A 16325-nucleotide genomic window follows, 5' to 3' on the forward strand; every position below is an offset into this window, starting at 1 on the left:
GCTGTAGGATGGCATTGGCAGCGTTGGCCGCCTGAGACAAAGGGCTTCAAGACCCCTCGGGCGGGCGGGCGCGGATTTCCGCATCCCCGGCCGCCGCGGCCGACTCAAATGAGAACAGGGAGGGTTCATTGTCCGCCATTGATCGACGCAGGATGCTGCAACTTGCCGCCGGGCTCGGTGCCCTTGGCTCGGCCCGGGCCGCATCCGCATCCACATGGCCAAGCCAGCCGGTTCGCTTCATCTGCCCCTTTGCCGCCGGTGGTCCGACCGACGTCGCGGCGCGCCTGGTGGCCGAGCAGCTGTCCGGCACGCTGCCGCAGCGGGTGCTGGTGGAGAACCGCACCGGCTCGGGCGTCGTTGTCGGCACGGAGGCGGTCGCGAAATCCACGGCCGATGGCCATACCCTGCTCTACAGCACCATCGCCCATTCGGTTCTGCGGCCGCTTTTCCCGAGTCTCAGCTTCGACCCCGTGGCGGATTTCCAGCCCGTCGTCCTTGTTGGCGTGGTGCCGATGCTGCTGATGATCAACAAGGACGTCCCCGCGCGCGACCTGCAGCAGTTGATCGCCATGTATCGCGAGAAGCCGAACCACTACACCTATGGCAGTTCCGGCGCGGGCGGCGCGGTTCACCTCGCGACGGAGTTGTTCCTGCAGCAGGCCGGCAATCTCAAGGTGAACCACATCCCCTATCGTGGTTCCGCCCCCGCCATGCCGGACCTGCTGAACGGCAATCTGAGCATGTTCCTCAATGTGGCCTCGGATGGCATCACCAGCGTGCAGCGGGGCACGACCCGCGCGCTGGCGGTGAGCTCGACCCAGCGCCTGCCGCAACTGCCGGATGTTCCCACCTTCGCGGAGGCGGGGCTTCCATCCTACGAGGCCTATACCTGGCACATGCTGTTCGCACCCGCCGGCACGCCGAAGGAGGTGGTCAACCAGCTCAACCAGGCCGTCAACCAGGTCACCCGCCAGCCCGAGCTGCTGCGGCGCTTCACCGACCTGTCGATCCAGGCGCGCTCCGACAGCACGCCGGCCTCCGCTGCCGCCTGGCTGCAGGCGGAAATGGCCAAGTGGGAGCCGATGGTGCGGGCGGCCGGGATTACCGCGCAATAGCTCCCGGAGGGCGCGGCCGGGCAGGATGGCGGGCCGCCCGCCGCCTGCCCTCCGCTCGGCGCCGCCTCATTCGCGTGGCGGCACGTCCAGGCGGGCGATGATGCCTTCCAGTTCGGCCGACGGGGCCGGATAGCGCTGCATCACCAGGGGGTCGTGTCCCGGAACGATATGCGCCGGGCTTTCGGCCACGGCCCGCAGGCGGTCGAAGCCTTCCAGCATCTCGCCGACATGGAAGGCGGTGCTGAAGGGGCGGCCCAGTTCCATGTTGTCGTAGAAATGGGTGACGTCCGAGGCCAGCACCACCCGCCCCCGCGCCGTGTCCACCGATACGAATTGCAGCCCGGCCGAATGCCCCCCGCAAGGGTGCAGCCGGAAACCCGGCCACGGTTCCTGCAAGCCGTCATGGAAGACCACGCGGCCCGCATAGTTCATCCTGACAATGCCGACCACATCCTCCACCTCGAAGGAATGGGACAGGTGGCGGTGCCGCATGTAGCGCCCGCAGGCATAATGGATCTCCTCTTCCCGCAGGTGGAAGCGTGCCTTGGGAAAGCGGTCGAAATTGCCCACATGGTCGTAATGGAGATGCGTCAGGACGACGTCCTCCACCGCCTCGGGCTCGACGCCGACCAGGCGCAGAGCGTCCACCGGGCAGCGGAGGAATTCGCGGCCCCGCTTCCGTGCCACCGCGGCGGTGAAGCCGGTGTCGATGACAACCGCGCGCCCATCCCGGACGGCGACCCAGGAGAAGTAGTCCATGGGCATCGGCCCGTCATGCGGATCGCCGCCGATGAAGTGCTGCGCCCGCTGCGCGTCCCGCCGCGCATAACGGATGGCGTGAAGGGACCAGGTCATGGGCGCTGCGCTCCGTCAGCGTCGAGCACCGCCTGCATCGCCTCGCGGTCGACGGCGATCTCGACGCCCGACCGTTCCAGTTCAAGCAGCATGGCGGAACGGGAATCGCGGTGGCCCCAGCCGCGGTTCAGCGCCTCGGTCATCTCCTCCAGCGTGAGGGCCGCCATGCGCATCGGCACGCCGACCTCGCGCCCGAGCGCGCAGGCAAGGGAAACGTCCTTGTGGGCGAGGCGCAGCTGGAAGGCCGGCGGATCATAGGCGTTGGGCAGGAACTGCTCGGTCACGCCATCATAGGTGCGGCGCCTGCCATGCACACCCTGCCGGATGGCGGCGAACAGCGCCAGCGGCTCCAGGCCGGCCTTGGCGCCCATGGCGAAGACCTCCGCCATGATGGTGTTCAGCGCGTAGCCGGAAAGGTTGTGCGCCAGCTTGGCGATGCTGCCGGCGCCGATGTCGCCCACCAGGATGGCCCGGTCGCCCATGGCGTCGAAAAGCGGCCGGCAGCGCCCGAACACCGCCGCGTCGCCGCCGACAAAGAAGGCGAGCTTCCGGCTGGCCGCGCCGCGCGGCCCGCCGCTGATCGGCGCGTCGAGGACGTGGATGCCGCGCGCCGCGCCGGCGGCATGGATCTCCCGCACCGTGGACACGGCATTGGTCGAGATGTCCACCAGGATGGAGTCCGGGCGCATGCCCCCCATCAGCTGGGCAGCGACCGCCTTCACCTCCGCCGGGCCCGGCAGGGAGGTGAAGACCACATCGCAGGAGGCGCCCATCTCCGCCGGAGAGGACGCCCATTCCGCTCCGCCCGAAAGCAGCGCCTCCGCCGCCTCCCGCCGCATGTCGTGCACCACCAGCCCGACCTCCGGCGCCCTGGACAGGTTCGCGGCCATGCTGGCACCCATGGTGCCAAGACCAATGAAGCCCACGCGCATGGCGATCAGGCCTCCCGCTTCTCAAGGATCTCGGTCAGCACCTGGGCGGCGGACATGGCCGCGGGCCAGCCGGCATAGAAGGCCAGATGGGTGATGAGGCCAGCGAGCTCCTCCTTGGTCACGCCATTGTCGAGGGCGCGCCCGATATGCACGGCAAGCTGCTCAGGCCGGTAGGTGGCGACAAGCGCAGCCACTGTCACGAGGCTCCGGTCGCGCTTGTTGAGGTCGGTCCGTTCCCACAGGTCGCTGTACACCACGCCTTCCGTGTAGGCGACGAGGGCCGGAACCGTTTTGCGGACGCGGTCGCGCTGGGCGGATTGCGGAATAGGCTTGCCGGTCATGGCGCTTCCCCATTGTTCATTGGCCGCCAAGCCTAGACCCCGCCCACCGCCACCATCAAGGCATCAGCAGATTGTCCGACAAAAATCTTGAGGCTCTGGATGGCCCGTGGTTACCTGCCCCGCAACAAGGATTTTCGGGAGGAACCATGATGCGCCGCGCGAAACTGCGTCCGGCCCTTCTGCTCGGGCTCGCCTGCCTTTTCGGCGCCCCGGCCGCCACGGGCGCCGAGGAATTTCCCTCGCGCCCCGTCACCCTGATCGTGCCTTCCGCGCCCGGCGGGACGCTGGACGCCCTTGCCCGCCTGATGGCGCAGGGCATGTCGGCCGATCTGGGGCGCAACGTCGTCGTGGAGAATGTCAGCGGCGCGGGCAGCGTCGTCGGAACCCAGCGGCTGGTGCGCTCGGAGCCCGATGGCTACACGATCGGCTTCGGCAACATGGGCTCGATGGCGGCCGCCGCGGCCCTGGGCACCGACCCGACCTTTGATCCACGCCGCGACCTCGCCCCGATCAGCATTGTCGCCAATGTGCCGATGGTGCTGGCGGTCAGTCCGAAATCGACGGTGCGGAACCTGGGCGGACTGGTTGATCGGATTCGCGCGCAGGGCGATACGGTGACCTTCGGCACGCCTGGCACCAACACCACGGGCCATCTGGCACCGGCCTATCTGTTCTCCCTGCTGGGGGCCAAGGCGATGCTGGTGCCCTATCGCGGCGCGGGGCCCGCCATGAGCGACCTGGCGGCCGGAACCGTCGAGGCGGTGATCGACCAGACGGTGACCATGATCCCCGCCCATCTGGGCGGCACGGCGAAGGCGCTGGCCGTGACCGGCAAGGCCCGCATCCCGCAATTGCCGGACGTCCCGACCTTCGCGGAGGGCGGCGTCCCCGCCTTCGACATGGTGATCTGGAACGCCATTGCCGGGCCGCGCGGCCTGCCGGAGGAACGGGTGGGGCGCCTGCGCGCGGCGATCGAGGCGGCGCTCGCCAACCCTGCCGTGGCCGAGCGCCTCGCCGGGCTCGCCGCGCAGGTGCCGCCGCCCGCCGAGCGCGGGCCGGCGGCGATGCGGGAGCGGATCGCCGCCGATGTCGCGCACTGGACCAGGGTGGTGGAGCAGGCCGGCCTGGCCCAGCGCTAGCATGTGAGAAAGGGGCGCCCACCCCTTCTTCAGGCGGGCGCTCAGTGCATGACCATGCCGCCATCGGCGACCAGCGTGGCGCCATGCACATAGGCGGCCTCGGGCGAAGGCAGCCAGGCGATGGCGGCGGCGATCTCCTCGGCGGTGCCAAGGCGGTTCATGGTCGTCATCCCCTCGATCCGGGCGCGGAAGCCCTGGTCCGCCAGGGGCTGGGCGGCGAAGGGCGTGTCGATCATGCCGGGGGCCACCGTGTTCACCGCGATGCCCCGCAGGCCCAGCATGCGGGCGGCGTTCTTGGTCATCGCCAGGACGGCACCCTTGCTGGTGGCATAGGCGACTGTTCCGGCGAGGCCGCCGCCGCGCAGCCCGGCGACGCTGGCCACGGTGCAGATCCGCGCGCCCCGCTCCATCATGGCGGCGGCCTCGCGCATGCAAGGAAAGGTGCCGATGACGTTCACCTCATGCACGCGCCGGAAGGTGTCCGCACTCGCCTCCTCGAAGGGGGTGGTGTCGAAGATGCCGGCGCAGGTGGCGAGGGCATCCAGCCCGCCCAGCACCTCCCGCACCACGGCGAAGGCACGGGGCACCGCCGCCTCATCCGCCACATCCACCGCGATGGCGGGGTTGTCCAGTCCCGCCACGGCGGCGGCCGCGTCCAGGTTGCGGTCGAGGCAGGCGACGCGATAGCCGCGGTGAATGAGAAGCCGCGCGGTGGCGGCGCCGATGCCGCTGCCGGCGCCGGTGATGGCGATGCGCGTGTGCATTCTCCAGACTGGATACCTGGGACTAGGATACCTGCCCGGCCCGGAGGCCGGGCGCGCCTTATCGCTTCAGCCAGGCGATCTCGGACACCGCGGAATCCTGCGGGTAAACGGTGAGCGGCTTGTTGTTCTGCCACTGCACCACCACCGGCCCGGCCGTTTCGCGCAGGCCATTGGCGTCGAACTTCACCCGGCAGCCCGGATAATACAGGGCGGCGCCTTCCGTGATGTCGATGCCGCGCAGCGCCTCGCCCACCGCGCGCCGGCCGGCCTTGCCGGCCTTTTCCAGGGCGTCCCGCATGATCCACATGTCGCCATAGGTCGCGATGCCGTTCTGCCCTATCCAGGGCTCGCCGGTAGCCGCCTTGAACTCCTCGATGATCTTTTCCTGGCCCCTGGAATCCCGGTTGCCGACCACGGTGATGAAGCCTTCCATCTGCGCCGGCCGGATGTTCTGCAGGAGGTCGGATTGCGCCATGGCGATGCCGCTGCCGATGGTCGGTACCCGCCCGCGCCCGAGGCCGAACTCGTTCATCTTCTCGATCAGCAGCTTCACGTCCGAGATCACGGTGATCGACGCTGTCGAACAGGATCTGCCCGCCGCTTTGCAGGATCAGGGACAGCCCGAGGGTCAGGATCAGCTGGGCGTAATGGCCCTCCCCCTCCAGATTGCCGACGCGGGTTCCAGTGACCCGCGACACCAGGAAGCGCTGCGCGAGGTAGCCAAGGACAAACAGCAGCGGCGCGGCTCCAGCGCCGCCTGCGCCGCGCGGGGCGCCAGTGGTGGGTTGGTGCCAGGCGCGACCCTGGCTGCCTTTGTGGCGAGGCTCCGCGGCAACGGGGAAACCAGGGTGTTCTGTGGCAATGAAGCCTCCCCATCCACCCTGTTTCCGGGCGGTGCAACACCGTCGGTCGCGGATGCCAAGCTTGCCAACGATTCACAGATTGTCGGGCAATTTCCTGCGTGATGAACCGTTCGGCCGTGTGGCGGAAGGCGCAGGGGAATGCGAAAGGATGCGCGGCGGGGGCAGGCCCGCCGCGCCGGGGGTGTTCAGGCCCGCTTGTCGCCCAGGGTCTCGCCCACCAGGCGTTCGGAAAACTGCGCCATGGCGGTGTGATCCTGCCCGGGGCCGAGCAGGCCCTGGGCACTCGCCCACATCTCCCGGCACAAGGCCGCGAAGGGCGTGGGGGTGTTGGTTTCGCGGCCGACCTCAAGCGCCACGGACACGTCCTTGGCCATCAGGTCCAGGCCGAAGCCCGCATCGAAGCTGCGCGACAGGACGTACTGCTTGAACTTCTTCTGGGTGCTGTTGTTCATTCCGGTCGAGCTGTTCAGCACGTCCACCATGACGGCGGGGTCCAGGCCGAAGCGCTGGCCGATCAGCAAGGCCTCGACACCGATCAGGAAGCCCGCTGCCCCCATCAGGTTGTTCAGCGCCTTCATCGCCTGCCCGGCGCCGATGCCGCCCACATGGGTCAGCGCTGTGCCCATGGCCTGCAGAAGCGGTTTCGCGCGCTCCACCTGGTCCGCCTCGCCGCCCAGCATGATGGCGAGTTCGCCGGATCTGGCGCGCGGAACGCCGCCCGAGACGGGGGCGTCGATCATGGCGACGCCGCGCGCCGCGAGCGTGGCCGCGAAGCCCTTTGTCGCCGTTGGCACGCCGGAGCTCATCTCGATCACCAGCGCGCCCGGCGCGATGGCGTCGCCCATCGCTTCCAGGGCCTGCCCGACATGCTTGGACGTCGGCAGGATGGTGATCACGGCATCTGCCCCGCGGGCGGCGGCGGCCGCGTCCGGCGCCGCCCGCCCGCCGGCTTCCGCCGCGAAGGCCTGCGCCCTGCCGGGCGCCGCGTCGTAGGCCACAACCTCGAAGCCGGCCCCGGCCAGCCTCGCGGCCATGGGCCAGCCCATGTTGCCGACCCCGATGAAGGCGACCCGGCGCAGTTCCCGGTTGCTCATTCCGCCGGACGCGCAGGCTCGCCGCTGAGCGCGCCTTCCTTCACCAGCACCTCATGCGCCGCCTTGAAGGCGTCGAGGCCCGCCGGGATGCCGCAATACACCGTGGCGTGGAGCAGGATCTCCTTGATCTCCTCCACGGTGAGGCCGTTGTTCAGCGCGCCCTTGACATGCAGCTTGATCTCGGGCGTGCGGCCAAGGGCGGTGAGCATGGCCAGGTTCATGATGCTGCGCGTCTTGCGGTCGAGGCCGGGGCGGCCCCAGGCATAGCCCCAGCACCACTCGGTGGTGATATGCTGGAACGCCATCATGAAGTCGTCGGCCTTGGCGATGCTGTTGTCCACGTATTCGGCGCCCAGCACGGCCCTCCGGATTTCAAGGCCCTTGTCGAACCAGGTATCATCGGACATGCCGTTTCTCTCCATGTGGTTGCCGCAGCAGCGTAGGTTTTTGACCGATTGTCAGTCAATGTGATTGATGAAGGTCTTTTGCGGCTTTCGTCTGGACGCGGCCGGGCCCAGCAACCAGATTGCAGTGCATCATGGCGCGACATGCGCGGCGGCAAGGAGGAGAGATGCCCAACGACGGAACCCTGCGCGTCACGCCGCAGCCCGTGCGCCGGCAGGTCGAGGAACGGCTCCGGGAGGCGATCGTCAATGGCCGCTTCGCACCCGGGGAGCACCTGTCCGACCGGATGCTGTGCGACCTGTTCGGCGTCAGCCGCAGCGTCATCCGCGAGGCCGTCCGCCTGATGGAGGCCGAGGGACTGGTGGAAGTGGTTCCGAATCGCGGGCCCTTCGTTTCCTATCTTTCCCCCGCCGACGCCATGCAGGTCTATGAGGTCCGCGGCGTGCTGGAGGCGCTCGCGGGACAGGGCTTCGCCGAGCGGGCTTCGGACGCCGAGATGGCGGAACTGCGCGCCGTGTTCGAGGAAATCGCGGCATCGCGCGCCGGAGCCGACAGGGTCGGGTTGCTGGGGCTGAAGCGGCGCTTCTACGACGTGCTGCTCCGGGGCTGCCGCAACGCCTATGTGGCCCGCATGCTGGACCAGCTGCTGAACCGCAACACCCAGCTCCGCGCCACCACCCTGGCCGACCCGGATCGCCTGCCCCATACGATCGAGGAAATCCGCCGCATCGTCGAGGCGATCGAGCGCCGCGACGGCGAAGGCGCCTGGGAAGCCTGCCGCGAGCATGTTCGCCAGGCCGCCCGTGTCGCCCTGCGCATCCTGAATCAGCAGGCCCGGGAAAAGGCGGAAGCCGGCCGGGCCCAGGCCGCCGAGTAGCCAATCCCGGCGGAATGCCCGTTCCGGCCTTTGCGCCGGAGCGGGCATGGTGCCGAGAGCATTTTGTTGTGTCGCGCATCTTCACCCGATCAGGCGATCCCGCCCGATCGGGATCTGCTCTAGCGGACCGAGGAGAATGCGGTCGGCTGCAGGATCAGGTTGCTGACGCTGGCGACGATGGCGCCATTCGCCTCGGTCTCGGCGCGGCGCTTGATCCATTCGGGATCGGCCTGGAAGGCGTTCCATTTCGCCTCCCGCTCGCCCAGCGAATCCCATTCCAGCAGGTAATACAGATCCTGGTTCGAATCGCCGACGGCGACGGTCCAGAAACCGGCCTGCCGGATGCCGTGCTTCTGCCAGATCCCCAGCGTGATGGTTTCGAAACGCTTCAGCAGGTCCGGCAGCCGCCCGGACACACAATGATAGATGCGCAGCTCGTGGATCACCCTTGGTCCTCCCTTGCCGCCTCGCGGGCGGGCATGTTTTGACGTGCAATTTGCCGAGGCGAGGCCCCGACATGCACTGACGGGGCAGCCAAGCATCAAATAGATTGTCAGGCAATCAGCGAATCCTTGACAGATGAAGGGCGCGCGCGGAACGCTTCCGTTCAGGACCCGGAACAAGGGTCCAGGCGGGCACGGGCGGCATGTCGCCAGGAGGGGCCTGCCGGATGGAGGAACGCCCATGCGCGCACCCGGCCGGCACCGGTGGCTTTCGCCATCAGGCGGGAGGGCGGGGCCGCGTGACGGGAAGGCACAGGAAAGAGCAGTTATGGTCCAGCTGACACGGCGCGGCCTTTTCGGGGCGGCCGCAGCCCTTCCACTCGCAGCCCCCGCGCTGGCCGCCTATCCAGACCAGCCGGTGCGGGTCATCGTGCCGTGGAATGCGGGCGGCCTCGCGGATGTGGTGATCCGCGCCATGGCGCCGGCCATGTCGTCCCGCCTCGGCCAGGCGGTGGTGATCGAGAACAGGCCCGGGGCCAATGGCGCGGTCGGCACCCAGGCGGTGGCACGCGCGGCGCCGGACGGCCACACGCTGATCCTGGCGAATGCCGAGACGCACGCCATCAACCCGCTGATCTACCCGAAGCTGCCTTACAACCCGGCGACCGACTTCATGCCGGTGACGCTGTTCGCGCGCGGCCCCTTCGTGCTGCTGACGCGGCCAGGCTTCGGAGCGGCGAACCTGGAAGCGTTCCTGGCGCGGGTGCGGGCCGAGCCGGGCAAGGTGACCTTTGGCTCCTGGGGGATCGGCAGCACCTCCCACCTCGCCATGGAGGCGCTTGCCAAGCAAGCCGGGCTGCGGATGCTGCACGTGCCCTATACCGGCGCGGCCCCGGCCAGCACGGCGCTTATCGCGGGTCAGGTGGATGCCATGTTCCTCAATGCCGGGCCCGCCGAGGCGGTGGGGCGCGACGGCAAGGTGCGGATCCTGGGTGTTGGCGCCGCGGAACGCATCCCGCTGCTGCCGGACACACCGACCCTGGCTGAGCTTGGCATGCCAGTGAATGCGGGCAACTGGTTCGGCCTGCTCGGCCCGGCCCGCATGCCGGCGGCGGCGGCCGAGCGCCTCGCCGCCGTGGCGGCCGAAAGCGTCGGCGATGCCGCCGTGCGGGAGGTGTTCCGCGCCCAGGCCGCGCTGCCCGTGACCACCTCCCCCGCGGCCATGGGCTCCTTCATCGCCGAGGACCGGGCCTCCTGGGCCGCCGTGGTGCGCGACCTCAACATCCAGCTGGAATGAGGCGGCGGCCGGCGGGGCGGCTAAGCCCCGCGCACCTCCACCCCCGCCCATTGCTCCACCACCTTCACGATGGAGGTGAAATCGCTTCCGGGACCAAAGGCCGCGCTGGTGACGCCCAGCATCTGCCGCACGGCGCTGCCCACCACCATCGGCACGCCCATCGCCTCGGCCTCATCCACGCAAAGGCGCACATCCTTGTGCGATAGGCCGGTGGTGAAGCCGAAATCGAAGCCGCGCGGGATCACGGCGCGCGGGAACTTGTCCTGCGTCGCGCTGTTGCGGCCGCTGCTGTTGTTGATGACCTCGCACATCAGGGACGGATCGAGGCCCGCCTTGACGCCCATGACGATGGCTTCGGAGGAAATCGCGAGCGCCGTGGCAGCGAGCAGGTTGTTGCAAAGCTTCAGCACCTGCGCCTGGCCCGCGCCTTCCCCGCAGAAGAACGGGTTGCCCATGAGCCGCAGCACCGGCTCCAGCTCCTCGCACGCCGCCTTCGGTCCTGACACCATGATGGCGAGCGAACCCTTCTCGGCGCCCGTGATGCCGCCGCTGACCGGCGCGTCCACCGACACCTTGCCCCGTTCGGCGAGCGCCGCGGAAACCTCCCGCGCGACGCGGGGGCCGGTGGTGGAGAAATCGACGAAGCGCGCCATCCGGCCGCCCTGGATGGCGCCATCCGCGCCGAGCGCCACGCTCCGCACCACATCCGGCGTCGGCAGGCTGGCCATCACCGTGTCGGCCAGGTCGGCCACTTCCGCCGGGTTGGAGGCCGCCCGCGCGCCGCGCGCCACCAGGGGCCGCATGGCCGCGTCGGACGGGTCATACACCACCAGTTCCCGCCCGGCATCGAGCAGGCGCGCCGCCATGCGGCTGCCCATCTGCCCAAGCCCGACAAACCCGATCACCTCTTGCGCCATCGCTTCCCTCCCCAGGCCGTTCAGGCCCTTTCCCCGGGTCTATGCAGGGCAGGCAGGCGGCACAAGGCGAAACGTGGTACCGGTAACAAAAATGCGCTGTTCAGGTGCTGCCGCGCTGGATGATCTCGAAGCCGAGATCGACCGCCACCCTTCCCGTGGCGCGTCCCTCGATCCGGTCGAGCAGCACCTCCGCGCCGCGCCGCCCGATCTCGGCGCGGGGCAGGCGCAGCGTGGTCACGGGGGGAACGGTGTGGCGGAGGATGTCGATGTCATCGAAGGCGGCCACCGCCACCTGGCCGGGAATGTCCCAGCCACGGCGCTGGCATTCGAACAGCGCCCCCGCCGCCAGCACATCCCCGGCGAAGAAGATGGCGTCCGGCGGCGCCGCCGATTGCAGCAGGCGGACCACCGCCTCGGCGCCCGAGGCGAGGCCCGGCGGCATTTCCAGCACCAGGGCCGGGTCCAGCGCGAGCCCGGCCACGGCCAGCGCCGCGCGGTAGCCCTTCTGGCGCTCCCGGCTGCGCTCATTGCCGGCGGAAGGCAGGGTGACGCAGGCGATGCGGCGATAGCCCAGGCGGTGCAGGTGCAGCGTCATGGCCTGCGCCGCCGCCTCATTGGAATAGCTCACCACCATGTCGAGCGGATCGAGGGCCAGCGTTCCGGTTTCCACCACGGGAACGCCGGCGCGGCGCAGCATGGCCAGGGCTTCCGCCGTGTGGCGGGTGTCGTGCAGCATCAGCCCGGCCACGCGCTGCGCCAGGAAGGCCGCGATCAGGCCTTCCTCGCCTTCCACGCGGTGGCCGCATTCGCCGATCATCAACTGGTACCCGCTGGCATGCAGCACCGCGGAAACCCCCTGGATCGTCGGCGAATACAGGGAGTTGTCGAGGCTTGGGACGATCATGCCGACCACGTTGGTCCGCATCGAGGACAGGCCGCCGGCCAGGCGGTTCGGCACATAGCCGACGGCGCGCACGGCTTCCTCCACGCGCCGCAGCACGGCGGGGGATACCTTGGACGGGTCGCGCAGGGCGCGGGACACGGTCATGGGCGAAACGCCGGCCCGCTGCGCCACGTCGCGCATGCGCGCCCCCGCGCCCGGCGCACCGGCATCATCCGGCATGGCGGCGGCCGGGCACATGGAAAACACGCGAAAGGAAACAACCATGGCGGCTGACGAGGCGACCTACGAGATCCATGCGGTGCGCTATGCCCGGCACGACCGGCCGGCCCATGAGAACTTCATTGGCGGCGACCCGCATGACAACGCGCCGATGCCGCTCGATTATTTCGTCTGGGCCATTGTGGGGGGCGGCCGGACCTTTGTGCTCGACACGGGCTTCGATGCCGAGGTCGGGCGGCGGCGCGGCCGGCAGATGCTCCGCAGCCCGGCCGAGGGCCTCGCCGCGATCGGCATCGACGCCGCCGCCGTTCCGGACGTCATCCTTTCCCACATGCATTACGACCATGCCGGCAACCACTCCATGTTCCCCGCGGCCTGCTACCACGTCCAGGACCGGGAGATGGCATATTGCACCGGGCGCTGCATGTGCCACGGGACGCTGCGCCAGCCCTTCGAGGTGTCCGACGTCCAGGCCATGGTGGGCCGCGTCTTCGCCGGCCGCGCCCGCTTCCATGACGGCAGCTCCGAGCTGGCGCCCGGCCTGAGCCTGCATCATGTCGGCGGCCATTCCCTGGGGTTGCAGGTGGCGCGGGTCAGGACGCGGCGCGGCTGGGTGGTGCTGGCCTCCGACGCCACGCATTTCTACGCCAATGTCCAGCAGCGGCGGCCATTTCCAATCGTCGCCGACGTGGCCCAGATGCTGGAGGGCTATGACACCCTCCACCGGCTGGCGAGCTCGCCTGACCACATCATCCCCGGCCATGACCCGCTGGTGATGGAGCGCTATCCGGTTTCGGCCCCGGGGCTGGAGGGGATCTCCGTCCGCCTCGATGCCGATCCCCGGCCGGGCTGAGGTGCCTGGGCTGGGGTGCAGGGGGGCGGGAGCCTCCCGCCCCTGCCGTTTCAGCCCGCCGACCAGCCGCCATCCACCGGAAAGGCGGCGCCAGTGATGTCGCGCCCCGAAGGGCCGCAAAGAAAGGCCACCAGATCGGCGACTGCCCCGGCCTCCACGAAGCGCCCGGTCGGCTGCTTGCCCTTCAGGACGGCTTCCGTTGCCTCCCCGTGGTCCAGCCCGCCGGCGATCAGCCCGCCGATCCGTTCCTCGATCCCGGGCGTCAGGGTGGTGCCGGGGCAAAGGGCGTTGCAGGTGATGCCCTGCCGCACGGTTTCCAGGGCCACGGCGCGGGTCATGCCGATCAGCCCCGTCTTTGTGACCACATAGCCGACGCGGTCTGCCGCCCCGACAAGGCCGTAGATCGAGGACATGTTGACGATCCGCCCCCAGCCACGCGCCCGCATGCCGGGCAGCGCCAGGCGGATGGCGTGGAAGGCCGCCGAAAGGTTCACGGCGATGTCCAGATCCCAGTGTTCCGGCGGCATGGCATCCACCGGCGCGAAATGCCGGACGCTGGCGGCATTGTTGACCAGAATATCCACCGTGCCGGCGGCGGCCAGCAGATCGGCAATCTCGTCCGGGCGGGACAGGTCAGCGCGCAGATACCGGGCGTCGGAGCCGGTTTCCTGGTTGATCTCCCTGGCCGCCGCGTCGCCCTCGGCTTCTCCGGCCAGCCCGTGCAGCAGAACGGCGCATCCATCCGCCGCCAGGCGCCGGGCGACGGCCAGCCCGATCCCGCCGGTGGACCCGGTAACCAGGGCGCGGCGGTTCCGCAGGGCGCCGCTCACGCCACCCGCCTGTCCGAAAGTCTGTGCATCACTGGATTGACCCTCCGTATTTTCTGGTTCATTCGTGGTATCGATAACAGCAAGGCCCCGCAAGCGCGATCCAATCACGGGGGCCAGGAGGGAACCAGATGGCCGCAATCCCGCGCCGCGCGGCGCTGGCCGCCCTTTCCGCCGCCCTTGCGGCGCCCCGGCCGGTCCGGGCGCAGGCCTGGCCCACGCGGCCTGTGCGCCTGCTGGTGCCCTACGCCCCCGGCGGCGGCACGGACATCTTCGTGCGGGCGCTTTCGGAGGGCTTGGCGCAGGCCTTGGGGCAAACGGTGCTGGTGGAGAACCGACCCGGCGCGAACGGATCGATCGGTTCGGAGGCCGTGGCCCGCGCCGCGCCCGATGGCTACCTCCTGCTGGTCGATACGGGCAGCCACGTCATGAACAGCTACGTCATGCCGAACCTGCCTTATCAGCCGTTGCGGGATTTCTCGCCCGTGGCGCTGCTGTCGCGCTATCCGCTGTTGCTGACGGCTTCCGGCAGCGCGCCCTTCCGGGATGTCCGGGAATTGGTGGCGGCGGCGAAGGCCGCGCCCCGGACCATCGGCTTCGGGACGTCCGACGCGGCGATTTCCTATGCCGGCAACCTTTTCACACGGCTGGCCGGGATCGAGATGGTGGAGGTCCCCTACCGGGGCGCCGCGCCGATCCTGAACGACCTTGTGGCGGGCCATCTGCCCACCGGATGGAACAGCACGGTCGCCGCCGCGCAGCACCTGGCCGCCGGCCGCATCCGCGCGCTTGGGGTCACGACCACCGCCAGGACCTCCCTGCTGCCGGATGTTCCCACCCTGCAGGAGGCCGGCGTGGCCGGATACGACTTCGCCGGCTGGTATGCGATGGCCGGCCCCGCCGGGTTGCCCCCCGTTGTGGCGGAGCGCATGCACGCCGCTGTGGTGCAAACGCTGCGGAACCCGCAGGTCCGCGAGCGGCTCGCGGGCATCGGCGCCGATCTCGGGGTGCTTGCCCCCGGCGAGCTGGCCTCCTTTCTGCGCGAGGACGATGCGCGCTGGGCCCAGGCCTCGCGCGATGGCCTGATCACCCGGGCGCAGTGATGGCCATGCCGGCTTCCCAGGGCAGCACCGCCAGCTCGGCGCTCGGCGCCTTTGTCGCGAACTCCCGGTGGGAGGGCATCCCCCCTTCCCTGCGGCATGAGGCCAGGCGCTCCCTCCTGAACTTTCTCGGCTGCGCGCTGGGCGCGTCCTCGGACCCGGCCGTGGCGTCCGCCGCGCGGGTGATGGCGCGCTTCTCCGCGGCTGGCAGGGCCACGGTCATCGGACGTCCGGAGCGGCTGGACGAGATGGGAGCCGCCTTCGTCAATGCCATCGCCGGAAACCTGTTCGATTATGACGACACGCATCTGGAGACGGTGATCCACCCCACCGCCCCGGTTGCCCCGCCGCTGCTGGCCCTGGCCGAGATGAACGGCCATACGGGCGCGGCGCTGCTCCACGCCTTCGTGCTGGGCGCGGAGGTGGAGTGCCGCATCGGCACCGCCGTTTCCCCCGGCCATTACGACCGTGGCTGGCATATCACCTCCACGGCCGGGGTATTCGGGGCGGCCGCGGGTTGCGCGAAGCTCCTTGGCCTGGATGCCGCGCAGACCGCCCATGCCCTGGGCATCGCGGCCAGCCAGTCGGCGGGCATCGTGGAAAATCTGCCCACCGCCGCCAAGAATGTCGGCATGGGCAATGCCGCGCGGAACGGGCTGCTCGCGGCGCTGCTGGCCAGGGAAGGATACCTGGCCGCGCCCACGGCCATCGAGGGCCCGCTGGGCTGGGCCAGGGCCATGGGCGATATGCCGGACCTCGCGCGGATCACGGACGGGCTCGGGAGCCAATGGGAGTTTTCCCGGAACACCTACAAGCCTTATCCGGCCGGCATCGTCTTCCATTCGGTGATCGATGCCTGCCTGGAACTGCGGGCGCGGGTCGCGCCGGGGGACATCGCCTCGGTGACGGTGGAAGGCGACCAGTTGTTGCTGGACCGGGGCGACAGGCCGATCCGCACCGAGCGTGATTGCCGCGTGAGCATCCACCATGCCGCGGCGGTGGCCCTGACAAAGGGAAGCGCCGGGCTGGAAGCCTTCTCGGCAGAAGCGCTGCACGACCCCGAGGTGGAGGCCTTGCGGCGGAAGGTCCGGCCCGGCCTGGATGCGGGCCTGCCCCGTGGCGCCGCGCGTGTCACCCTGCGCCTTGCCGATGGGCGCGAACTCACCAGCCTTGTCGCGGATGCCCGCGGCAGCGCCGCGCGGCCGCTCGCCGACAGCGAGCTGGAAGCCAAGTTCCGCAAAAACTGCGCCCGGGTCGGCCGGGGCGCGGAGGCGGAGCGGTGGATCGCGGAAATCTGGAACCTTGAAGCGGAGATGGAGCCGGCGGGCCTGATCCGGTCCCTCGGGATGGATGGTTGGAAGGTGGAAGGCTGACCTTCAT

Annotated in this window: 19 protein-coding genes; 8 read left to right on the forward strand and 11 right to left on the reverse strand. The window is 69.7% G+C overall.

The features are described 5' to 3' along the window. Nucleotides 1-152: 152 nt before the first annotated feature. Nucleotides 153-1115: a Bug family tripartite tricarboxylate transporter substrate binding protein gene (locus F0Q34_RS14695; protein ID WP_149812973.1), complete on the forward strand. Its 963-nt coding sequence runs from the start codon at nt 153-155 to the stop codon at nt 1113-1115. A 66-nt stretch (nt 1116-1181) separates the two neighbouring features. On the opposite strand, the gene F0Q34_RS14700 is transcribed toward F0Q34_RS14695, so the two are convergent. From F0Q34_RS14700 to F0Q34_RS14710, 3 genes are read right to left on the reverse strand one after another with little or no spacing between them, the layout of a single operon-like run. Continuing rightward, complete coding sequence (locus F0Q34_RS14700; protein WP_149812974.1) at nt 1182-1970, reverse strand: N-acyl homoserine lactonase family protein; 789 nt, start codon at nt 1968-1970, stop codon at nt 1182-1184. After that, nucleotides 1967-2902 carry an NAD(P)-dependent oxidoreductase gene (locus F0Q34_RS14705; protein ID WP_149812975.1) on the reverse strand — a complete coding sequence of 312 codons (936 nt, stop codon included), beginning with the start codon at nt 2900-2902 and terminating at the stop codon, nt 1967-1969. The genes F0Q34_RS14700 and F0Q34_RS14705 overlap by 4 nt, the downstream gene beginning before the upstream one ends. A gap of 5 nt (nt 2903-2907) precedes the next feature. After that, on the reverse strand, nt 2908-3243 hold the full coding sequence (locus F0Q34_RS14710) for a carboxymuconolactone decarboxylase family protein (protein ID WP_149812976.1): 336 nt from the start codon (nt 3241-3243) through the stop codon (nt 2908-2910). Between the two features lie 149 nt (nt 3244-3392). Between F0Q34_RS14710 and F0Q34_RS14715 the strand changes: the two genes are divergently transcribed. Next, complete coding sequence (locus F0Q34_RS14715) at nt 3393-4382, forward strand: Bug family tripartite tricarboxylate transporter substrate binding protein (protein WP_149812977.1); 990 nt, start codon at nt 3393-3395, stop codon at nt 4380-4382. Between the two features lie 41 nt (nt 4383-4423). On the opposite strand, the gene F0Q34_RS14720 is transcribed toward F0Q34_RS14715, so the two are convergent. Both F0Q34_RS14720 and F0Q34_RS14725 read right to left on the reverse strand, forming a co-directional pair. Further along, the gene (locus F0Q34_RS14720) at nt 4424-5146 is read right to left on the reverse strand and encodes an SDR family NAD(P)-dependent oxidoreductase (RefSeq protein ID WP_149812978.1); all 723 of its coding nucleotides are present in this window, start codon (nt 5144-5146) and stop codon (nt 4424-4426) included. Nucleotides 5147-5204: 58 nt separating this feature from the next. Beyond that, a complete protein-coding gene (locus tag F0Q34_RS14725) occupies nt 5205-5699 on the reverse strand; it encodes an ABC transporter substrate-binding protein (protein WP_149812979.1) in 495 nt (164 codons plus the stop codon). Between the two features lie 13 nt (nt 5700-5712). Here F0Q34_RS14725 and F0Q34_RS14730 point away from each other — a divergent pair, with 13 nt between their 5' ends. Continuing rightward, nucleotides 5713-6111, forward strand: a complete 399-nt coding sequence (locus F0Q34_RS14730; RefSeq protein ID WP_149812980.1) for a hypothetical protein — start codon at nt 5713-5715, stop codon at nt 6109-6111. Between the two features lie 83 nt (nt 6112-6194). Here the strand turns inward: F0Q34_RS14730 and F0Q34_RS14735 are convergent, their stop codons facing one another. Together F0Q34_RS14735 and F0Q34_RS14740 are read right to left on the reverse strand one after the other, a co-directional pair. Next, nucleotides 6195-7103 carry an NAD(P)-dependent oxidoreductase gene (locus F0Q34_RS14735; RefSeq protein WP_149812981.1) on the reverse strand — a complete coding sequence of 303 codons (909 nt, stop codon included), beginning with the start codon at nt 7101-7103 and terminating at the stop codon, nt 6195-6197. After that, entirely contained in the window at nt 7100-7510 is a 411-nt protein-coding gene (locus F0Q34_RS14740) for a carboxymuconolactone decarboxylase family protein (protein ID WP_149812982.1), read from the reverse strand. Before F0Q34_RS14740 ends, F0Q34_RS14735 begins: the two co-directional genes overlap by 4 nt. A 164-nt stretch (nt 7511-7674) precedes the next feature. Between F0Q34_RS14740 and F0Q34_RS14745 the strand changes: the two genes are divergently transcribed. Continuing rightward, on the forward strand, nt 7675-8385 hold the full coding sequence (locus F0Q34_RS14745; RefSeq protein ID WP_149812983.1) for a GntR family transcriptional regulator: 711 nt from the start codon (nt 7675-7677) through the stop codon (nt 8383-8385). 119 nt (nt 8386-8504) lie between these two features. Here F0Q34_RS14745 and F0Q34_RS14750 read toward each other — a convergent pair whose 3' ends face one another. After that, entirely contained in the window at nt 8505-8831 is a 327-nt protein-coding gene (locus tag F0Q34_RS14750; protein WP_149812984.1) for an NIPSNAP family protein, read from the reverse strand. Between the two features lie 325 nt (nt 8832-9156). Between F0Q34_RS14750 and F0Q34_RS14755 the strand changes: the two genes are divergently transcribed. Beyond that, complete coding sequence (locus F0Q34_RS14755; protein WP_161600890.1) at nt 9157-10125, forward strand: Bug family tripartite tricarboxylate transporter substrate binding protein; 969 nt, start codon at nt 9157-9159, stop codon at nt 10123-10125. 20 nt (nt 10126-10145) lie between these two features. On the opposite strand, the gene F0Q34_RS14760 is transcribed toward F0Q34_RS14755, so the two are convergent. Then, nucleotides 10146-11042 carry an NAD(P)-dependent oxidoreductase gene (locus F0Q34_RS14760; protein WP_149812986.1) on the reverse strand — a complete coding sequence of 299 codons (897 nt, stop codon included), beginning with the start codon at nt 11040-11042 and terminating at the stop codon, nt 10146-10148. 100 nt (nt 11043-11142) lie between these two features. Beyond that, complete coding sequence (locus tag F0Q34_RS14765) at nt 11143-12165, reverse strand: LacI family DNA-binding transcriptional regulator (RefSeq protein WP_149812987.1); 1023 nt, start codon at nt 12163-12165, stop codon at nt 11143-11145. Nucleotides 12166-12208: 43 nt separating this feature from the next. Here F0Q34_RS14765 and F0Q34_RS14770 point away from each other — a divergent pair, with 43 nt between their 5' ends. After that, nucleotides 12209-13018: an N-acyl homoserine lactonase family protein gene (locus F0Q34_RS14770; RefSeq protein WP_149812988.1), complete on the forward strand. Its 810-nt coding sequence runs from the start codon at nt 12209-12211 to the stop codon at nt 13016-13018. A gap of 50 nt (nt 13019-13068) precedes the next feature. Here the strand turns inward: F0Q34_RS14770 and F0Q34_RS14775 are convergent, their stop codons facing one another. After that, complete coding sequence (locus tag F0Q34_RS14775; protein WP_241665496.1) at nt 13069-13848, reverse strand: SDR family oxidoreductase; 780 nt, start codon at nt 13846-13848, stop codon at nt 13069-13071. A 128-nt stretch (nt 13849-13976) separates the two neighbouring features. Between F0Q34_RS14775 and F0Q34_RS14780 the strand changes: the two genes are divergently transcribed. Together F0Q34_RS14780 and F0Q34_RS14785 are read left to right on the forward strand one after the other, a co-directional pair. Further along, nucleotides 13977-14948 carry a tripartite tricarboxylate transporter substrate-binding protein gene (locus F0Q34_RS14780; protein ID WP_149812989.1) on the forward strand — a complete coding sequence of 324 codons (972 nt, stop codon included), beginning with the start codon at nt 13977-13979 and terminating at the stop codon, nt 14946-14948. A 5-nt stretch (nt 14949-14953) separates the two neighbouring features. Continuing rightward, complete coding sequence (locus F0Q34_RS14785) at nt 14954-16318, forward strand: MmgE/PrpD family protein (RefSeq protein WP_149812990.1); 1365 nt, start codon at nt 14954-14956, stop codon at nt 16316-16318. Nucleotides 16319-16325: the final 7 nt, after the last annotated feature.

This window comes from Teichococcus oryzae (assembly GCF_008386565.1).
Classification (GTDB): domain Bacteria; phylum Pseudomonadota; class Alphaproteobacteria; order Acetobacterales; family Acetobacteraceae; genus Pseudoroseomonas; species Pseudoroseomonas oryzae.

Excerpts from the sequence above, each read along its gene's own strand:
- F0Q34_RS14705 (WP_149812975.1), bottom strand. The coding sequence starts at position 2,902 with ATGCGCGTGGGCTTCATTGGTCTTGGCACCATGGGTGCCAGCATGGCC.
- F0Q34_RS14720 (WP_149812978.1), bottom strand. The coding sequence starts at position 5,146 with ATGCACACGCGCATCGCCATCACCGGCGCCGGCAGCGGCATCGGCGCC.
- F0Q34_RS14745 (WP_149812983.1), top strand. The coding sequence starts at position 7,675 with ATGCCCAACGACGGAACCCTGCGCGTCACGCCGCAGCCCGTGCGCCGG.
- F0Q34_RS14700 (WP_149812974.1), bottom strand. The coding sequence starts at position 1,970 with ATGACCTGGTCCCTTCACGCCATCCGTTATGCGCGGCGGGACGCGCAG.
- F0Q34_RS14770 (WP_149812988.1), top strand. The coding sequence starts at position 12,209 with ATGGCGGCTGACGAGGCGACCTACGAGATCCATGCGGTGCGCTATGCC.
- F0Q34_RS14760 (WP_149812986.1), bottom strand. The coding sequence starts at position 11,042 with ATGGCGCAAGAGGTGATCGGGTTTGTCGGGCTTGGGCAGATGGGCAGC.
- F0Q34_RS14740 (WP_149812982.1), bottom strand. The coding sequence starts at position 7,510 with ATGTCCGATGATACCTGGTTCGACAAGGGCCTTGAAATCCGGAGGGCC.
- F0Q34_RS14785 (WP_149812990.1), top strand. The coding sequence starts at position 14,954 with ATGCCGGCTTCCCAGGGCAGCACCGCCAGCTCGGCGCTCGGCGCCTTT.
- F0Q34_RS14695 (WP_149812973.1), top strand. The coding sequence starts at position 153 with ATGCTGCAACTTGCCGCCGGGCTCGGTGCCCTTGGCTCGGCCCGGGCC.
- F0Q34_RS14735 (WP_149812981.1), bottom strand. The coding sequence starts at position 7,103 with ATGAGCAACCGGGAACTGCGCCGGGTCGCCTTCATCGGGGTCGGCAAC.
- F0Q34_RS14765 (WP_149812987.1), bottom strand. The coding sequence starts at position 12,165 with ATGCCGGATGATGCCGGTGCGCCGGGCGCGGGGGCGCGCATGCGCGAC.
- F0Q34_RS14755 (WP_161600890.1), top strand. The coding sequence starts at position 9,157 with ATGGTCCAGCTGACACGGCGCGGCCTTTTCGGGGCGGCCGCAGCCCTT.
- F0Q34_RS14710 (WP_149812976.1), bottom strand. The coding sequence starts at position 3,243 with ATGACCGGCAAGCCTATTCCGCAATCCGCCCAGCGCGACCGCGTCCGC.
- F0Q34_RS14715 (WP_149812977.1), top strand. The coding sequence starts at position 3,393 with ATGCGCCGCGCGAAACTGCGTCCGGCCCTTCTGCTCGGGCTCGCCTGC.
- F0Q34_RS14780 (WP_149812989.1), top strand. The coding sequence starts at position 13,977 with ATGGCCGCAATCCCGCGCCGCGCGGCGCTGGCCGCCCTTTCCGCCGCC.